Annotated in this window: 19 protein-coding genes and 2 pseudogenes; 9 read left to right on the forward strand and 12 right to left on the reverse strand. The window is 43.3% G+C overall.

Annotation, left to right across the window (positions count from 1 at the left end; translation table 11 throughout):
• Nucleotides 1–146 precede the first annotated feature (146 nt).
• A pseudogene (locus tag QZ918_RS30515) lies at nucleotides 147–779 on the reverse strand (calcium-binding protein); the annotation flags it as partial.
• A gap of 29 nt (nucleotides 780–808) precedes the next feature.
• On the opposite strand from QZ918_RS30515, the gene QZ918_RS30520 reads away from it, so the two are divergent.
• Nucleotides 809–970, forward strand: coding sequence for a hypothetical protein (locus QZ918_RS30520; RefSeq protein ID WP_293342203.1), 162 nt, complete (start codon nucleotides 809–811; stop codon nucleotides 968–970).
• 14 nt (nucleotides 971–984) lie between these two features.
• Here the strand turns inward: QZ918_RS30520 and QZ918_RS30525 are convergent, their stop codons facing one another.
• The 3 genes from QZ918_RS30525 to QZ918_RS30535 form a co-directional block, all read right to left on the reverse strand.
• Complete coding sequence (locus QZ918_RS30525) at nucleotides 985–2040, reverse strand: calcium-binding protein (protein WP_293342206.1); 1056 nt, start codon at nucleotides 2038–2040, stop codon at nucleotides 985–987.
• A gap of 80 nt (nucleotides 2041–2120) precedes the next feature.
• The gene (locus QZ918_RS30530; RefSeq protein WP_293342209.1) at nucleotides 2121–3113 is read right to left on the reverse strand and encodes a calcium-binding protein; all 993 of its coding nucleotides are present in this window, start codon (nucleotides 3111–3113) and stop codon (nucleotides 2121–2123) included.
• Nucleotides 3114–3268: 155 nt separating this feature from the next.
• Nucleotides 3269–4258 carry a calcium-binding protein gene (locus QZ918_RS30535; RefSeq protein ID WP_293342211.1) on the reverse strand — a complete coding sequence of 330 codons (990 nt, stop codon included), beginning with the start codon at nucleotides 4256–4258 and terminating at the stop codon, nucleotides 3269–3271.
• A 536-nt stretch (nucleotides 4259–4794) separates the two neighbouring features.
• Between QZ918_RS30535 and QZ918_RS30540 the strand changes: the two genes are divergently transcribed.
• The 3 genes from QZ918_RS30540 (at nucleotide 4795) to QZ918_RS30550 (ending at nucleotide 10223) form a co-directional block, all read left to right on the forward strand.
• On the forward strand, nucleotides 4795–8790 hold the full coding sequence (locus tag QZ918_RS30540; protein ID WP_293342214.1) for a magnesium chelatase subunit H: 3996 nt from the start codon (nucleotides 4795–4797) through the stop codon (nucleotides 8788–8790).
• 211 nt (nucleotides 8791–9001) lie between these two features.
• On the forward strand, nucleotides 9002–9277 hold the full coding sequence (locus tag QZ918_RS30545) for a type II toxin-antitoxin system HicA family toxin (RefSeq protein ID WP_293342217.1): 276 nt from the start codon (nucleotides 9002–9004) through the stop codon (nucleotides 9275–9277).
• Entirely contained in the window at nucleotides 9267–10223 is a 957-nt protein-coding gene (locus QZ918_RS30550) for a methyltransferase domain-containing protein (protein ID WP_293342220.1), read from the forward strand. The genes QZ918_RS30545 and QZ918_RS30550 overlap by 11 nt, the downstream gene beginning before the upstream one ends.
• Before the next feature lie 2 nt (nucleotides 10224–10225).
• On the opposite strand, the gene QZ918_RS30555 is transcribed toward QZ918_RS30550, so the two are convergent.
• Complete coding sequence (locus QZ918_RS30555; RefSeq protein ID WP_293342223.1) at nucleotides 10226–10672, reverse strand: hypothetical protein; 447 nt, start codon at nucleotides 10670–10672, stop codon at nucleotides 10226–10228.
• A 7-nt stretch (nucleotides 10673–10679) separates the two neighbouring features.
• The gene (locus tag QZ918_RS30560) at nucleotides 10680–11429 is read right to left on the reverse strand and encodes a hypothetical protein (RefSeq protein ID WP_293342226.1); all 750 of its coding nucleotides are present in this window, start codon (nucleotides 11427–11429) and stop codon (nucleotides 10680–10682) included.
• A 186-nt stretch (nucleotides 11430–11615) separates the two neighbouring features.
• On the opposite strand from QZ918_RS30560, the gene QZ918_RS30565 reads away from it, so the two are divergent.
• From QZ918_RS30565 to QZ918_RS30575, 3 genes are read left to right on the forward strand one after another with little or no spacing between them, the layout of a single operon-like run.
• A complete protein-coding gene (locus QZ918_RS30565; RefSeq protein WP_293342229.1) occupies nucleotides 11616–11822 on the forward strand; it encodes a type II toxin-antitoxin system HicB family antitoxin in 207 nt (68 codons plus the stop codon).
• A 25-nt stretch (nucleotides 11823–11847) separates the two neighbouring features.
• Nucleotides 11848–12165: a DUF433 domain-containing protein gene (locus QZ918_RS30570; RefSeq protein ID WP_293342232.1), complete on the forward strand. Its 318-nt coding sequence runs from the start codon at nucleotides 11848–11850 to the stop codon at nucleotides 12163–12165.
• On the forward strand, nucleotides 12162–12509 hold the full coding sequence (locus QZ918_RS30575; RefSeq protein ID WP_293342235.1) for a DUF5615 family PIN-like protein: 348 nt from the start codon (nucleotides 12162–12164) through the stop codon (nucleotides 12507–12509). The genes QZ918_RS30570 and QZ918_RS30575 overlap by 4 nt, the downstream gene beginning before the upstream one ends.
• A gap of 51 nt (nucleotides 12510–12560) precedes the next feature.
• Here the strand turns inward: QZ918_RS30575 and QZ918_RS30580 are convergent, their stop codons facing one another.
• The 3 genes from QZ918_RS30580 to QZ918_RS30590 all read right to left on the reverse strand — a co-directional run bounded on the left by QZ918_RS30580 (nucleotide 12561) and on the right by QZ918_RS30590 (nucleotide 14108).
• Nucleotides 12561–12815: a hypothetical protein gene (locus tag QZ918_RS30580; protein WP_293342238.1), complete on the reverse strand. Its 255-nt coding sequence runs from the start codon at nucleotides 12813–12815 to the stop codon at nucleotides 12561–12563.
• Between the two features lie 113 nt (nucleotides 12816–12928).
• The gene (locus tag QZ918_RS30585; protein WP_293342240.1) at nucleotides 12929–13762 is read right to left on the reverse strand and encodes a hypothetical protein; all 834 of its coding nucleotides are present in this window, start codon (nucleotides 13760–13762) and stop codon (nucleotides 12929–12931) included.
• 1 nt (nucleotide 13763) lies between these two features.
• Complete coding sequence (locus tag QZ918_RS30590) at nucleotides 13764–14108, reverse strand: PadR family transcriptional regulator (RefSeq protein WP_293342243.1); 345 nt, start codon at nucleotides 14106–14108, stop codon at nucleotides 13764–13766.
• 223 nt (nucleotides 14109–14331) lie between these two features.
• On the opposite strand from QZ918_RS30590, the gene QZ918_RS30595 reads away from it, so the two are divergent.
• On the forward strand, nucleotides 14332–14589 hold the full coding sequence (locus QZ918_RS30595) for a BrnA antitoxin family protein (protein WP_293342246.1): 258 nt from the start codon (nucleotides 14332–14334) through the stop codon (nucleotides 14587–14589).
• Here the strand turns inward: QZ918_RS30595 and QZ918_RS30600 are convergent.
• The 3 genes and pseudogenes from QZ918_RS30600 to QZ918_RS30610 form a co-directional block, all read right to left on the reverse strand.
• Entirely contained in the window at nucleotides 14494–14778 is a 285-nt protein-coding gene (locus QZ918_RS30600) for a DUF433 domain-containing protein (protein WP_293342249.1), read from the reverse strand. The genes QZ918_RS30595 and QZ918_RS30600 overlap by 96 nt on opposite strands.
• Before the next feature lie 422 nt (nucleotides 14779–15200).
• Nucleotides 15201–15758 (reverse strand): P-loop NTPase family protein, encoded by a 558-nt coding sequence (locus tag QZ918_RS30605; RefSeq protein ID WP_293342252.1) that lies wholly within the window; start codon nucleotides 15756–15758, stop codon nucleotides 15201–15203.
• Nucleotides 15759–15899: 141 nt separating this feature from the next.
• Nucleotides 15900–16336: pseudogene (locus QZ918_RS30610) on the reverse strand (YnfA family protein).
• On the opposite strand from QZ918_RS30610, the gene QZ918_RS30615 reads away from it, so the two are divergent.
• Nucleotides 16284–16721 (forward strand): hypothetical protein, encoded by a 438-nt coding sequence (locus QZ918_RS30615; RefSeq protein WP_293342255.1) that lies wholly within the window; start codon nucleotides 16284–16286, stop codon nucleotides 16719–16721. The pseudogene QZ918_RS30610 and the gene QZ918_RS30615 overlap by 53 nt on opposite strands.
• Nucleotides 16722–17059 lie beyond the last annotated feature (338 nt).

Here is a 17059-nt window from a genome sequence, read left to right on the forward strand (position 1 = left end):
CCGAATTTCTCAACTTGGAGTTATTCCCTCTCTGTCCACTATTATTCGCTCCAAATCTGCTCTTTATCCCTTGGGATTGTCTTGGCAGCCAGATTAACTGCTACCCCTACTTATTGAGCCGATACCAATCGGGCACCATAAAAACGCTCTATACCTATTTCAACTCCAATTAATTCGGCATTCCCCACCCCGGAGCCAGTTACAATGTCATTGCCGGAACTTCCGATAAAAGTTGCAGAACGGCTAAGATCGTTTCCTGCAAAATTGAAGTAGTGTTCGCGACCTGTTTTCAAAGCTCCAGAGTTGACAAATGAGACAATATCAGGGTTTTTCTTTAAGTATTCCGGTTCCAAAAAAGAAGTCCCAAACCGACCTTCTTTGACTCCGAATTCAATGAAATGCTGGTATCCTGATTTGAAAGTTCCGTTCTGAACGAAAGGTCGAAGGTCTGAATTATTTGCTAAATAAAAATTTTCGTTGTACTCAGGCGATACGCGCGATCGACCTTCTTCGTAACCAAATTTGATAAAGTGGTCTAATCCACTTGCAAAAGGCGCGCTTCGGTTGTTGCGACTGTAGACTAAGGCAGCGATGTCTGGGTTGCCAGCGAGGTAAGTAGCTTCGTCAAAATAGCGTGATACTTTAGTTAGGGCACCGTCTTGACCGAATTTTTCAAAGTGTTCTCTGCCGGATTTGATAATTCCTGCATCAATGGCTGGTTTCAACCACGGATATTGGGCGAGGTAGTATTTTTCGTCAAAAATGTCGTAGTTTGCCATTATTTTCGCAAATGATTTAATTTTACATCGTGGAATTTAAGGGAGGTTGGTATTATAACATCTCCCTTTATTCTGCTGTCAGGTTAATTTATATTACATCGCATCTAATGGTTTTGATTGCCATGAAAAGTGCGATCGCCATTTTTGTACATGAGCGATCGCAGCAAACAAACTCAACACCGACTAATTAATCGCTTCTGGATTTCTAGCCGACAAAAGTGCCAATTTTATCTGGTATAAACAACGGCTTCAAAGTGAGATTTCCACCGCCTTCAATAACCGCGATCGTATCACCATAACTAAGTTGGTCGCCTCCATTTGGTGTAAAAAATGGCAAGCCGTTTGTTTGGATGGCTAAATCTCGATTATTGTTGATGGGAAACACAATGTATTTATCGAATGATGTAGAGCCGAGCAGGATCGAATCCTGACCTTGGGTAAAGTTTTGAATTTTAGCAAAACCTGGCCCCTGGTAGAACTGCCGACTGACAGGCGTCGGTCTGCTACCGCCTATACCTGGGACGGTAACTGCCAACACGAAGTTATCGCGACCGCTACCGCCAATGAGAGTATCGAATTCATCTCTGCCGTCACTTTGAAACTGTCGGCTGCCGTTAGCGTCTAAAACATATTGAACTCCAAATATGTTCACATTTTCTACCCCGAAACCCTGGACGATATCATTACCGGAAGTTCCGAAAAAATTCACATCGGCAAAGCGAAGAGCGGGCTCAAATTGCCCGAATTTTCGGTAGTGTTCTGCGCCTGTTTTGAACACTCCCGCCTTGACTGCTGTTGCTACACCGGGGCGTTCCCGCAAGTATTCTGATTCAAAAAATGTGCTCGCATACAGACCTTCTTTGGCTCCGAATTTGATGAAGTGTTCTAAACCAGATTTAAAAGTTCCGTTTTGTACAAACGGCACAAGTACGGGGTATCGTTTTAAATAAAATGCTTCGTCGTAGTCAGGCGATACTCGCGTGCGGCCTTGTTCGTAACCAAACTGGATAAAGTGGTCTAAACCAGAAGCAAAAGGCGCGTTTGGATTGCTTGAGTTGCGGATTGAGGGAACAAGATCTTGATTTTGAGCTAGATAGGTTTGTTCGTCAAAGTAACGCGATACTGCGGTGAGGCCGCCAGCTTGACCATATTTTTCAAAGTGTTCTCTGCCGGATTTAATAATTCCTGCATCAATAGCTGGTTTCACCCACGGATATTGTGAAAGGTAGTATTGTTCGTCAAAAATGTCGTAGTTTGCCATGATTTTTGCCAAATAATCTGAAAACCGCAGGTTTTTCAACTCCTACGTAGTAGCGAAAGTCCGATCGATAAATTTGATGACTAACCAATCAAGAATGTTCCGTCACCGTTAGATTTTTTAAAAGTCAAGTTCAAACTTGCTCCTCCTTCAACTACGCCGATTACATCTCCCCCACGCTGGATAGACAAATTATTGCCAATGGGAATCAGATCGTAAATACCCAAAGAAGCGCTGTCAACGCCTTGCAGTTGGATAAAATCGTTGCCGGTGTCGAATCTCTCAATAGTAGCTTGACCGTTACCCGAATACAGTGTGAAGGAAGTAGTGCCGGTGGGAGATCCGGCAAAAGGAACAGAATATCCCAGTACAAAAGTATCTGAACTCAGTCCGCCAGTCAGGACATCGAATTCATTGATACCGTAGCTTTCATAATAGCGATTGCCGTTCCGGATACCTACTTCTACTCCTATCAGTTCGGCCTTACCCGGACCTCCCGAGATCGTATCATTCCCCGAGGTGCCGACAAAAGTTCCTAAACGTGTCGGATTGCTTTTCCAGTAATTAAAGTAGTGTTCCCGACCTGTTTTCAAGAATCCAGAGTTGATGAATGGCACGAGGTCGGGGTTTTTAATTAAGTATTCAGTTTCAAGAAATGAAGTTCCGAATCGACCTTCTTTTGCACCAAATTTAATAAAATGCTCATAGCCATTTTTAAACGTTCCATTCTGAATAAACGGTTGCAAATCTCGGTTATTGGCCCTGTAAAATGCTTCGTCATAATCAACCGATACTCCCGTGCGTCCATCTTCATAACCGTATTGGATAAAATGGTCTAAACCTGAAGCAAACCGTCCATTTGGATTGCTTTCCCCGCGAACAAATGGTCTAACATCTTGATTCTGAGCGAGATAGGTATCTTCGTCAAAATACCGCGATACTTTTATTAGGCCGGCTGCTTGACCGAATTTTTCAAAGTGTTCTCTGCCAGATTTGATAATTCCCGCATCAATAGCTGGTTTGATCCAAGGATATTGCGATAGGTAGTATTTTTCGTCAAAAATGTCGTAATTCATCGTTGCTCCTTTAATGATTTAAAGTGCGTTAGCGAAGCCCTCGCAGATGATCGTACTTTTTAATAGCACATTAGCCCACAACAAATAAATAAGTCATCAATCATCAGTCTTAACTAATGACCAATGACTAATGACCAATGACCAATGACCAATGACTAACCGATCGCAAAAGTACCGTTACCATTAGATTGTTGGAATCCCAAATTCAAACCTGCTCCTCCTTCAATCACGCCCAGCACATCTCCAAAACGCTGGATTGACAAATTGCCGCCAACAGGAGTCAGGCTGTAACCGTCGTTTAAAGAATTTCCTTGCAGTTGAATCAAATCGTCTACTGCGTTGAAGTTCCTAATAGTAGCTTGACCGTTACCCAAATACAGCGGTACCGCGGAGGGATTCCCGGCTGATGCAGGAACTCCGAGGACGAATGTATCAACTCCCGGGCTGCCAATTAGGACATCGAATTCATTAGTTCCAAAGCTTTCATACTGGCGATTACCGTTGGGAGCGATACCTACTTCTACTCCCACAAGTTCGGTATTCCCCACGCCAATCCCAGTGAGAACATCGTTGCTGCGGCTGCCTACAAAAGTTGCATCGCGGCTTGGCTCGTTTTTCCCGAAATTAAAGTAGTGTTCCCGACCAGTTTTCAAGTTTCCAGAGTTGACAAACGGTACAATGTCGGGATTTTTCTTTAAGTATTCCGGTTCAAAAAATGAAGTCCCAAACCGACCTTCTTTGGCACCGAATTGAATGAAATGCTGGTATCCTGATTTGAAAGGTGCATTAGCCCCGATAAACGATCGCAATTCTGGGTTACTTGCTAAATAAAAATCTTCGTTGTATTCAGGCGATACTTTAGCGCGGCGCTGTCCTTCATCGTAACCGAACTGAATAAAGTGATCGAGTCCTGTTGCAAAAGGTGCGTTTGGGTTGACAGTTTTGACAAAGGGTGCGAGATCTGGGTTGCCTGCAAGGTAAGTAGCTTCGTCAAAATAACGCGATACTTTAGTTAAACCACCCGCTCTACCAAATTTTTCAAAGTGTTCTCTGCCGGATGCGATTACTCCGGCATCAATCGCCGGTTTGATCCAAGGATATTGTGAAAGGTAGTATTTTTCGTCGAAAATTGCGTAGTTAGCCATATTGTCCCCCTAGGGTTTTGATGAGCTTGACAATCAACAGCAATTAATTTCACCTGAGTTCGATCGCCGATCGCGAACTTATACAATACAGAGTTTCTGCAACCGTTTTAAGTTCCCGGCAAAATATGAAGTTTTCTAATAGCGCACTCATCCGAAAGAACGGTGATAAATTCGGAACTTATGACTTTATGGGATTAATTAATTGCTCGATCGCCTGTTGGATTACTTCTACAAACTTCGGAACTTTTCTCAGGAGCGTTTTTCTCAAAGATTTGTTGATTTTTTGTTTCTTAATTCCCATTTTAGCCAGAAAACATATTAAGAGACTAATGTCAAGTAAATATTTGTAAAGATAATTTGGAGCAGTTGCTCAACGAATTTGTAAAATAATGTAACTAAAAATTGCAATAAATTTGTCGAATTGTGTCATATGTAGGCTCAAATCAGCTAATGGCAAGCGTTTTCTGGTAAAAATGCTTAGGGGACAAAAAAATTCCCGATTGCCGAAAACAGCATCTTATAAGGAGCCTAACCGGATGTTCACTCACGTCAAGCCCACCATTCGCCACGTCGTGCCGGAAAACTTGCAGGGGCGATCGCTCATGAAGGTGGTCTATGTCGTACTGGAACCGCAGTATCAAAGCGCCCTCTCGGCAGCGGTTCGAGCGATAAATAACAAAAATCCGAATCTGGCAATAGAAATCAGCGGCTATCTGATCGAAGAACTTCGCAGCCCGGAAAATTACGAGGCCTTTAAGCGGGATGTAGCTGATGCCAATGTATTTATTGCTTCTCTAATTTTTATCGAAGATTTGGCCGAAAAAGTGGTAGCGGCTGTGGAACCGCTGCGCGACAGCTTAGATGTCGCTGTCGTCTTCCCGTCGATGCCCGGGGTGATGCGACTCAATAAAATGGGCAGTTTCTCGATGGCGCAGTTGGGACAAAGCAAAAGCGCGATCGGCGAATTCATGAAAAAACGGAAGGAAAAGTCCGGGAGTTCCTTCCAAGACGGAATGCTGAAACTGCTGCAAACTTTGCCGAAAGTCCTGAAATATTTGCCGATCGACAAAGCTCAAGATGCCCGCAACTTCATGCTAAGTTTCCAGTATTGGCTGGGCGGTTCCCAAGAAAACTTGGAAAACTTCTTGCTGATGCTGTCACATAAATATGTATTCAAAGGCCAGGAACAGTTAAGTTTTCAAGAGCCAGTTGTTTACCCGGATATGGGGATTTGGCATCCTTTAGCACCAGGAATGTTTGAGGATGTCAAAGGATATCTCGCCTGGTATAATGCCCGCAAAGATATTTCCGCAGACCTCAAAGATCCCCTCGCACTTTGCATCGGTTTAGTGTTGCAGCGCACTCACTTAGTTACTGGAGATGACGCGCACTACGTAGCAATTGTGCAGGAATTGGAGGCAATGGGGGCGCGGGTGTTACCGATTTTTGCAGGCGGTTTGGACTTCTCGAAACCGGTTGAAAGCTTTTTCTTGGAAGTTGGGCCCAAAGGTGTGGCACCGCTGCCGATCGTAGATGCGGTAGTTTCTCTAACTGGTTTTGCGTTGGTGGGCGGCCCGGCGAAACAGGATCACCCAAAGGCGATCGAGACTTTGAAAAAGCTCAACTGCCCTTATATGGTGGCTTTGCCGCTGGTTTTCCAAACGACGGAAGAGTGGGAAAATAGCGATTTGGGCTTGCACCCGATTCAAGTTGCTTTGCAAGTTGCGATTCCTGAGTTGGATGGTGCGATCGAACCGATTATTTTGTCGGGTAGAGATGGCGCAACTGGAAAGGCGATCGCGCTGCAAGATAGAATCGAGGCGATCGCCCAGCGTTCCATGAAGTGGGCAATGCTGCGCCGCAAACCAAAATTAGACAAGAAAGTTGCAATCACAGTCTTCAGTTTTCCACCGGACAAAGGCAACGTCGGCACAGCCGCTTACCTCGACGTTTTCGGCTCAATTTACGAAGTATTGAAAGCCCTAAAAGGCAACGGTTACGACTTGCCAGAACTGCCGGATTCCGCCGAAAAGCTGATGCAAGAAGTCATCCACGACGCAACAGCGCAATATCAAAGTCCGGAATTGAATATTGCTTACCGGATGTCGGTAGCTGAATACGAAGAATTCACTCCTTATTCGGAACGTTTGCAAGAAAACTGGGGCCCGCCTCCGGGACATTTGAACAGCGACGGACAAAACTTGCTGATTTTCGGCAAACATTTCGGCAACGTATTTATTGGAGTGCAACCTACCTTTGGATACGAAGGCGATCCGATGCGGTTGTTATTCTCTCGTTCTGCAAGTCCGCACCACGGTTTTGCTGCTTACTACACTTATTTAGAGCGCATTTGGGGTGCGGATGCGGTGCTGCACTTTGGCACTCACGGTTCCCTAGAATTCATGCCTGGTAAGCAGATGGGAATGTCTATCGATTGTTATCCCGACAGTTTGATCGGCAAAATTCCTAACCTTTATTATTACGCCGCCAACAATCCCAGCGAAGCAACAATTGCTAAGCGTCGCAGTTATGCTGAAACCATCAGCTATCTGACTCCTCCGGCTGAAAATGCTGGTTTGTATAAAGGTTTGCAGGAACTCAGCGAGTTGATTGCTTCCTATCAAACTTTGAAGGATACGGGCCGGGGTGTGCCGATCGTAGATGCGATCGTCGAAAAATGCCGTTTGGTCAATTTAGACAAGGATATCGCCCTACCTCCGGAACAGGAAAGAGGGGTTGCTGCGGGCATGACTGCGGAGGAAAGAGACAATTTAGTTGGCTTGGTTTACCGCAAGTTGATGGAGATTGAATCGCGGTTGTTACCTTGCGGTTTGCACGTGATCGGGAAGCCGCCGACTGCGGAAGAGGCGATCGCAACTTTGGTAAATATTGCCAATTTAGACCGCGAAGAAGACAACCTGATCAGCTTACCGCGAATTATCGCTAACAGTCTGGGACGCGATATCGAGGAAATTTACACCAATAGCGATCGAGGCATTTTAACTGATGTCGAATTGCTGCAAAATATCACCTTAGCCTGTCGGGAAGCCGTGGGCGCTTTGGTGAAGGAACAAACCGATGCGGAGGGCAGAGTTTCCCTAGTTTCCAAGTTAAATTTCTTCAACATGGGCAAGAAAACACCTTGGATTGATTCCTTGCACGCCGCCGGTTACAAAAAAGTCGATCCAGAACCGATTAAACCGCTGTTTGAGTATCTCGAATTCTGCTTGCAGCAAGTTTGTGCCGACAACGAATTAGGCGCTTTGTTGCGGGCGTTAGAAGGCGAGTTTATTGTCCCTGGCCCGGGCGGCGATCCGATTCGCAACCCGGATGTTTTGCCGACTGGCAAGAATATGCACGCTTTGGATCCGCAGTCAATCCCGACGACGGGTGCGGTGAAGTCTGCTAAGGTTGTAGTCGATCGGCTATTAGAAAGACAGCGCCTGGATAACGGCGGCAACTATCCCGAAACCATCGCCGTTGTGCTGTGGGGAACCGACAACATCAAGACTTACGGCGAATCCCTCGCCCAAGTAATGTGGATGGTGGGAGTCAAGCCAGTTCCCGATGCCTTGGGCCGCGTCAACAAACTGGAATTGCTGTCCTTAGAAGAATTGGGACGGCCTCGAATCGACGTAGTAATTAACTGTTCCGGCGTCTTCCGCGACTTGTTCATCAACCAAATGAACCTGTTAGATAAAGCGGTGAAAATGGCAGCAGAAGCCGACGAACCCTTAGAGATGAACTTCGTCCGCAAACACGCCTTGAAGCAAGCCGAAGAAATGGGAATCAACCTGCGCCAAGCAGCCACCCGCGTCTTTTCCAACGCTTCAGGTTCCTATTCATCTAACGTCAACTTGGCGGTAGAAAACAGCACATGGGAAAGCGAAGCCGAGTTGCAGGAAATGTACCTAACCCGCAAATCCTTCGCCTTTTCTTCCGACAATCCCGGAACAATGGAACAAGACAGGCAGATTTTTGAATCATCGTTAAAAACTGCTGAAGTCACCTTCCAGAACTTGGATTCTGCGGAGATTTCGCTAACCGACGTGTCGCACTATTTCGACTCCGATCCGACCAAATTAATCGGCAGTTTGCGCGCAGATGGCAAGAAACCAACATCCTTTGTTGCTGATACAACAACAGCGAACGCGCAGGTACGGACGCTATCAGAAACCGTGCGTTTAGATTCGCGGACAAAGCTGCTGAATCCGAAGTGGTACGAGGGGATGTTATCGCACGGATATGAAGGCGTGCGGGAGATTTCTAAGCGTCTGGTGAACACGACTGGATGGAGTGCGACTGCGGGCGCGGTGGATAATTGGGTGTATGAGGATGTGAACGGTACGTTTATCCAAGATGAGGAGATGCAGAAGCGTTTGCTGAATTTGAATCCTCACTCTTTCCGCAAGATTGTCAGCACTTTGCTTGAGGTGAATGGTCGGGGTTATTGGGAGACTTCGGAGAGTAATTTGGACAGGTTGCGTGAGTTGTATCAGGAGGTGGAAGACCGGATTGAGGGGGTAGAGTAAGGTTCCTGAATTAGTGCAGGCGTAAGTTGTGCGCTATGACCAAAGAAACCGGGTTTTTTACCGAGTCTGCGGGTTAGTACCAAGTATTTTCGTAAAAAACCCGGTTTCTGAACCTCGATGCGTAAGTTCAATTATAATAGTGTAGGGGTAATTGATACCCTTGCACTATTTTATGAGAGTATTAACGCCCAGACAATAATGAAAATAATTAATGACTCAAATAAACAAACTTCTAGCTAAGCTGATGCTTGGTGCATCCGATGCTAATTTTTCCTTTAGCGATTTATGTCAAATACTCCAGATATTAGGATTTGAGGTAAGAATTAAGGGAAGTCACCATATTTTTACGAAGGAGGGAGTCGCAGAAATTCTCAACCTCCAACCGCAGAAAGCAGATCAATCAAAAGCTAAAGCTTATCAAGTAAAGCAAGTTCGTGCAGTAATTCTGAAATATAAATTGGTTAACCAAGATGATCATGAAGTATGAAGTAATCATTTATTGGAGTGACGAAGACCAGGCATTTATTGCCGAAGTACCTGAATTACCAGGATGTGCTGCTGATGGGGAAACTTATCAGGAAGCCGTGCAAAATGTAGAGATTATTATGCAGCAGTGGATTGAGACTGCTCAGGAAATAGGGAGATCTGTCCCTCAACCTAAAGGTAGATTACGGATTAAAGATATGAGTTTAGTGGAACTTTTGAATCCCAAAGAGAATGAACATATTCTTGATCTGGGCTGTGGAGATGGGAAAAGAACGACAAAGATTGCTATAAAGGAAAAGGCAGCTAGAGTAGTTGGTATTGATCATAGTGAGTCCTTTTCTGATGAATGGGATAAGGCAAGGAGGGCTTATGGAGATTTAGAATTTCATGGAGATTTAGAATTTCATGTAATGGACGCAGCTAGTTTAAATTTTAATGAAGAATTCGATGCTGTATTCTCAAATCATGTAATTCATCATATAAAAACACCCAAAGAAGTGATATCTTCTGTTTGGAATGCACTTAAACCTGGCGGACGGTTTGTTGCAGAATTTTATGGACACGGTACTGCTGAAGAAATTATATTAGCTCTTCAACAAGTTATGAGTTCTGAAAATTATTCTTTTGATATTAATGAGGATTTTCCTTGGTACTTACCGACTCAAGAAGAATATTGCAATTTGCTGACAAGTCAAAGATTTACAGTAATTGTTAATAAGATTTTTCCAAAAAAGTTAGACTTAGAGTACGGAGTAGATATCCGTAGCTGGCTTGAACAGATACCATTCAATACTGAAATGTTTAATCATATAAATAAGGAAGCAATTTTTAAAAATGTTCAAAAGAAAGTTAGTGATCAACTCTTTAGAAATGACAAGTGGTTTGTGAACTACCAACATATCAGAATAGTTGCTAGAAAATCTTCTCAGTTATCCAATAACAACTAATTTTACTTCTTCTTCCATCCACTAATAGTCACCCACGTCCGATAAGCAGCGTTAATATCTCCCCTTTTCATGGCTTCTTTTGCATTCCACGCTGCTTTATATCCCCGATCTAGTTCTCTTTTGATGGACTTAGCTTCTCTGGGATCTACTGGATTATTTCTTAAGGCTTGCATAGCTCTTTCAAAGTTTAGCAATGCAGTGTCATAGTCTCCACGACGACCAGCATTAACTGCAATTTGCAGGTAGTTCCATATATACCTCATTCCCTTGACTCTCGCCCAAGCACTCCCTGCAAAAATATAAGGAGGGACACAAATATCATCTCTGATGTGTCCAGCTAATCCAGCTAACTCTGAGTAACAAGAGTCTCCTTCACTAGCAATTGCTGTAGTAGCCAAACCTAGTAATAAAGAAGCTAATAAAATAGGTGTAGTAAAGATTGTTTTCATTGAGTAATTACTTGGGAAATTGTTGTACTTTCACAACACTAAATGGGCGTGAGATAGAACCATAATTTGAAGTAGGCGGGCTATTTGGATTTTCAAATTGTATTGACTCTAAACGAATAAATCTTTGTTGCAAATTTAAAATTTCATAAATTTTTTCTGCTCTTTGATCATGATTACATTCAAAAACAATCTCATTGGTTGAAATAAAGCCTTTATACTGGCCACCAAATTGTGATTTCTGACAAGGGGACAAGGATAACGGTTTAAAGTTGTTTTTAGAATCAATAATCCTATAGCTGGTATAGGAAGAAAAGCCATTAGAAACTTGTGATTCTTCAATCAAATATCTTGATTCAGTAGAGAAAGAGACTGGAGTGAGCAAAACAAGGTGTTCTGGGACTATTGGCAAATCTTTAATGATTTGACCAGAATCCTTCTGAATAATCATTCTTGCAGATACAGTTTTGCCTTTAAATGGCATACAGTATCTAGTTCTTGCAGGACCTCTTAAGCGACTGTCTGGCTGCCCTAACCTTCTGAGAACTACGTCATAATAAACAGAAGTTTTGCCGTCTGGTGAAATTAGACTCTGTGAGCGATATTTAATCTCCGTAGAACCTTGGCAGTTTTCCCCTTTTAAAATTCTCAAGACTAAATCGAAGGTATTTTCCTGAGCTAAAGTATTACCAATAATGCCCAAGCTCCATGTGCTGATGATTGCACCAACAATAGCTACTGATTTGAGGTATTTTCTCACAAAGGCTCTTTAAATTTTAGTTTCAGCAATTCCATTATATCTTATAGCGTTCTTAGAGAGATGACCTCACACTAGGTAAATTAAGATATCTCTCGCAGTTGACAATTATATCATTTTTTGATATCATACCTCAACACAAAATCCAACTTCACACAATTATTTACATAAAAATATATTTTTACAACCATGATGACTTACAAGGGTTACAGTGCTAACATTGAAGTAGATTCAGAAGCGGAAATTCTTTTCGGGCGAGTGCTTGATATTAATGACGTAGTGACTTTTAAAGCACAAACTATTGAAGAAGCTAGCGAAGAATTCCAAAAATCGATCGATGATTATCTAGAGTTTTGCCAAGTATTGGGACAGGAACCTGATCGACTATCTAATTAAATTAGATCCATTAACGAGGTAAATTATGCCACTAACTGCAACCGAATATAAATATGTAGAATTAGACGAGAAGAATACGCCTATAATTACAGGGACTACGATGAAAGTAGTTGAATTAATGACTTCGGTAAAAGCTTACAGCTTGAGTCCTGAAGAATTACTGGAAAGCTATCCTCACCTAACTTTGAGTAAAATTTACTCTGCTTTAGCTTACTACTGGGATCATAAACAAGAGCTTGATGCAGATATGCAGCGCCGATTCGAGTATGCGGAAAAGTTGCGATTAGAAGCTGGTGAATCTCCTTTGGCGAAAAAACTCCGCGCCCAAGGACTAATTAAATGAGTATAGCTTTGTACATGGATGAGAATGTGCCTCTACCGATTGCAAAGGGATTGAGACAAAGAGATGTAGATGTTTTGAGAGCTCAAGAAGATAACCATCAAAACACGCCAGACCATATTATACTCGATCGCGCAATGGATATTCAGCGTGTTGTTTTTACACAAGACGACGATTTTTTAGCCATAGCTAACAGTCGCCAGCAAGAAGCAGTAAATTTTGCTGGCGTTATCTATGCCCATCAACAGAATCTAACTTTTGGAGATTGCATTCGTGACTTAGAAATTGTTGCTAAGGTGAGCGAACCTGAAGATTTAGTTAACCGCGTTCAGTACCTACCTTTATAACCAAATTATTATTGAAATAGGGGTAAAATCTATCTTACCCCTAACATAAAATTACTTCACCCTCGTCACATTTTTTTTCGGTTTTAGATCGTTATTTTGTTCGCGCCAAGCATCAATTATTTCTACAGTACACCCTGCAATCATTGACACGAATGTGCCGACTATTACACTGTGTTGATAGTAAATAGCCACGCCGCCTGCAAAGCAAATAATTGCCATCTTGACCAGTAAAACTTGGGTAGCAAAAAACTGACGGCGTTGAGAGTTCGGAACTCTGACACCATGAGAACTTTTAAGCTGTCGCATATGTTAGAATTGGTGTGTGTTTTATTCAATGCAGGCACCCGGTTAGTTAGCGGTGCCTTTTTTCTGAGATTTCCACCCTTGCTTGTTAGCTGTAGCGTCTATCCCAAGAAAACCTATTTTGCTCTGGTCCTCAATCTTGAAACGAACTTACCAGCTTTCAACCAGAGGTAAGGGCGAATTAAATCTAAACCCTCTAATAAGATTAAGATTTGGAAATATACTTTTCCGATTGGATTTCCTTTCTTGATTGCTTCCTTGATTGAATCATTATGCCCCTCGTGCCAATCACCCAGTAGCTCTTCATGATCTTCTTTCGGGACGATATCCTTCAGGAATGCAATGAACCGGGTATACCACGTAGGGATGCCTGCTGCGGTATGGATATCTGGCTCGATTGACTGATAATCCTTCTTTGGCAAATCACCCAGCCAATTTTCCTGCAAATCACCCAGCCACTCTTCCTGAAATTGTATTGGAAGGATATTTTCAAGAAAAGCAATGAACCGAGCTTTCGTATCTTCTTCTGGTGTGGCTGACCGTGCTCTGTAAACTTGCGTTGCAAATAGCAAAAGCAGTAAGAAGCAGTAACTAAACAACAAATGGATGCCAAATGGAACTTTTAGCAAAGTAAGGTCACTCAACAAAATGAAGATACCAGGAACCAAACTGGCAAGGCTTGCATTTATAATTATTGCCTGACCAGTTTTGGCACCCTTTTCAGGATCAATACTCCACTGAAAACCGCCATAAAGCACAAAAAAAAGTGCCAGTAAAAGTAGGAAACTGGCAGGACAAAACAGAACAATGCCAAATATGGTTTTTGCTAGGGTAGGGTTAGAAAAAAGGCAGACAATACCCAGCACATCACCAATAATGAAGCAAATTAGTGAGATACCTATGCTGGCGATTATACGTTTGTCTTGGCTTAACAACGTTTTCTCGTTCATCTTATACCCCTCCCCAAGCTGGTTCCCACCCAGCCACATCGTTGAGAAATTGCTTTTTATCTGCCAGAACTTTCATACCTAACCCTGTAATCCTGTAGTACCTCCGTCGCGCACCACCTCTTTCTTCCGGCGTCTCATCACCCCAGCGTGCGTCTAAATAGCCTTTCTCCTCTAGCTTGTGGAGGGTTGGGTACAGGGAACCAAAGCCGAGTTTAATTTTCCCGCCACTCGCCTCCTTCACCGCCTCAATAATCTCCAAGCCGTAACGTTCACGGTGAAAGACTGATGTGAGTACAGCTTCTTCTTTTGGCGACAAATCAAAAATGCTATCTTGATTCTTTTTCATACTCTCCTGTCATTTGATGTTCATCTCATGCCTAATGGTATATCAAACTATTTGATAGTGTCAAGGGATTTTGAGATCGAGTTGCTGAAGCTAGCGATCGCTTGCCAGATCGCTTATGCCACCGACGTTTCAGGATTGGATGCAGATGAGTAGGAAGCGATCGCCCTTTATGCTATCCTCTAAGTAAATACGTCTTGTATATACAATTTTCTGGCGTTTGAATATGACTATCTCGCCCAAACGACTTGAAGAATTAGAAAATATTCCAGAATCTGCGATCGATACCTCCGATCTTCCTGAGTTAGATGCGAGTTTCTGGGAAACAGCTAAACTGGTAAAACCGCTAACGAAACAAGCTATTTCTTTAAGAGTCGATCGCGATGTATTAGATTGGTTTAAAAGTCAAGGAAAAGGTTATCAATCTCTGATGAATGCTGTGCTGCGCTCTTATGTGGAACATCACGCAAAAAGCAGTCAATAAATGTGCGATCGCATAACTCAAGCAAGCCCGAATATCATCTATTTCCAAATCGGGATAATAGTCTCGGATAATCTCTCCAAAAGAAAGCCCTTCATTTAGTAATTCGAGAACGCTCTGTACAGTAATGCGCGTACCCACTATGCAAGGCTTACCGAAGTGAATTTGAGGGTTGACGGAGATTCTGTCCATTTTGACCACGCAGCTCTATGTATCTTCTATTTTAAGTCATCAGGTAGGCGATCGCAACTTGTCTTTTTTCATCAGTCAGCCACTCGCCCTTTTCTTCCCAAAGTGCGATCGCCCTTTTCTTCCCCAAAGTGCGATATTATTCATCCCTACCTGGAAGCGGACGATCTTGACGCAATTCTCGCTGCCATTCCACCGGATCGCTAATATCCGCAAAGACATTGGGAGCATCGCGATTGTGCAAACATATCCCCAAGGGCGAAGCATTCGCGCCTGTATCCTATCGATTATAAAATAGATTTTCAGCGCGAATGCTTCGCCCCTACAAAAACGGGATGCTCTCATACCATTGATTGTGCAGGAGTGGATCGATACTGCTCAGCAATTAGGGCGAATTGTTCCTCAACCCAAAGAGTGATATAATTTTAATCCGCTGGTGAGGCTGCTGCACCATCTTTAAAGTTAAACTCGTTTTCAACTGATGTAAAAAATTGCGAAATCTGCTCAGTCGATGTGATGTGATAAACACTTTTGGTACTTCGCGCCCGATCGATATATTCGCGATACTTTGGCCTCAAATATTTGTCACACAACCAAAGCGTGCGGTAACTGGTAATCGAACTCTTTAATATTGGGGTGTTTTCCGGCCAGCCTGCGGGCGGTTTAAAGTAACCCGACATCAGTCGTTTAGTCACCCACCAGAAATGCACGTATAGCGGTAGATCGATAAAAACCAAGGTATCCGCCTCATCAAGTCGCAGCCAGAGGGTTTCCATGCAACCAAACCCGTCAATAACCCATCTGTCAGTCTGCAAAATTTCTTGATGGGCGCGCTTAAAATCTTCCTTTGGAACCTCAGCGCCGCCCGATCGATATTGAATCTTGTCTAAGATGTGAAGCGGCAATCCAGTGATGTCCGACAATCTCTTGCTGAGAGTGGATTTACCGCCTCCCGTGTTGCCAAATACTGCTACTTTTTGCATAGCTGCTCCTTCGCCAGAATTGAAGTTTAAGTTTAGCCGATCGACTTTGCAAACAGTATTTAGGGCGATCGACTTGGAGAGCCCGCTGCATTCTACAATAATTGAAAATTGAAAATGCTATAATTCCCCGAGCTCCGGCTGCTAGCGGCGAGGTGCGTACACAATCACTAACACACCCAGCAATGCAATCCACCCTCCCAGTAAATCGTATTTATCGGGAGCAACGCGATCGACAATCGGGCCCCACAGAATCGACAGCACAATAAAAACGCCCCCGTAAGCCGCATACGCCCGTCCGAAAGTAGCAGGTTGCAGCGTGGAACTCCGTAAACCCCCAAGATAACCATCCCAATTACTGCTAACCAAGGGCTTTTGCCTTCGCGCAACCACAGCCAAAACAAGTAGCCACCGCCAATCTCGCACACTCCAGCCAATACAAAAAGCAACAAAGATTGTATCATATTATGTCCGATCGAATGTCTTGCTGCTAACATTAAATCACTGATTTTTCCGTGGATTACTGCGATGGCTAAGTCTAAAACTGACATTGGCAAATTAAAACCTCGATATGCCTTCATGCTGAACCCGTATAGCGATATCCGGTTGAGCAAATGTCCGAAGTGTGAAAAACTGACACATCTGCGGAAATTTGCTTTGTTTATCTGGATTGAGGGCCTGGGCCCACTCATACAGGGAAAAACCTGTCGCTACTGCTCGAAATGCGAGTTAATTATGGCGCATCAAGATGAATTGGAGGCAGAATTGATAGTAGGCTTGCAGAAAATCGCACCGCAGGCGATCGGCAATGATTATTTTGTTGTCGGAACCTTCGATAAAAAGGTGTGGCAGGGCGGACTCAAAAATGAAGAAAATTCTGCGGGGGCGGAAATATTCAACTATTTAGCTGATTTCAAAGAAATGCTGGATTTGGAGGTTGAACCGGGAGGTTGGTATCGAGAGTAGGTATTCGATTTGGGGAGTTGCTGGTGCGATCGTAGGGAATCGTCTCTTATAATTAAAGACTTAGCATTTTATTTTTGAGCAGGTACGTTGTTGCGCTTCAGCGCTCTTTTTGGGATATTGGAAAGAGCGCTAAAGCGCAACAACGTACCTGGACTTAATAGTTGTAGCAGCGAGAGTTATTACTGGCGACGCACATTATATTTAGAAAATCGGCGTTGCTGAATCAGGGTATGAGAGAAGAAAAAATATGAGATTGGGGTCGAAAATGATTTCTCTTATTTTGATTGGGAATTGGAACATCTCCAAATTTCAGATAATGAATTAGTAATTTAATTGAA

The organism is Microcoleus sp. CAWBG58, from assembly GCF_020883045.1.
Lineage (GTDB): Bacteria > Cyanobacteriota > Cyanobacteriia > Cyanobacteriales > Microcoleaceae > Microcoleus.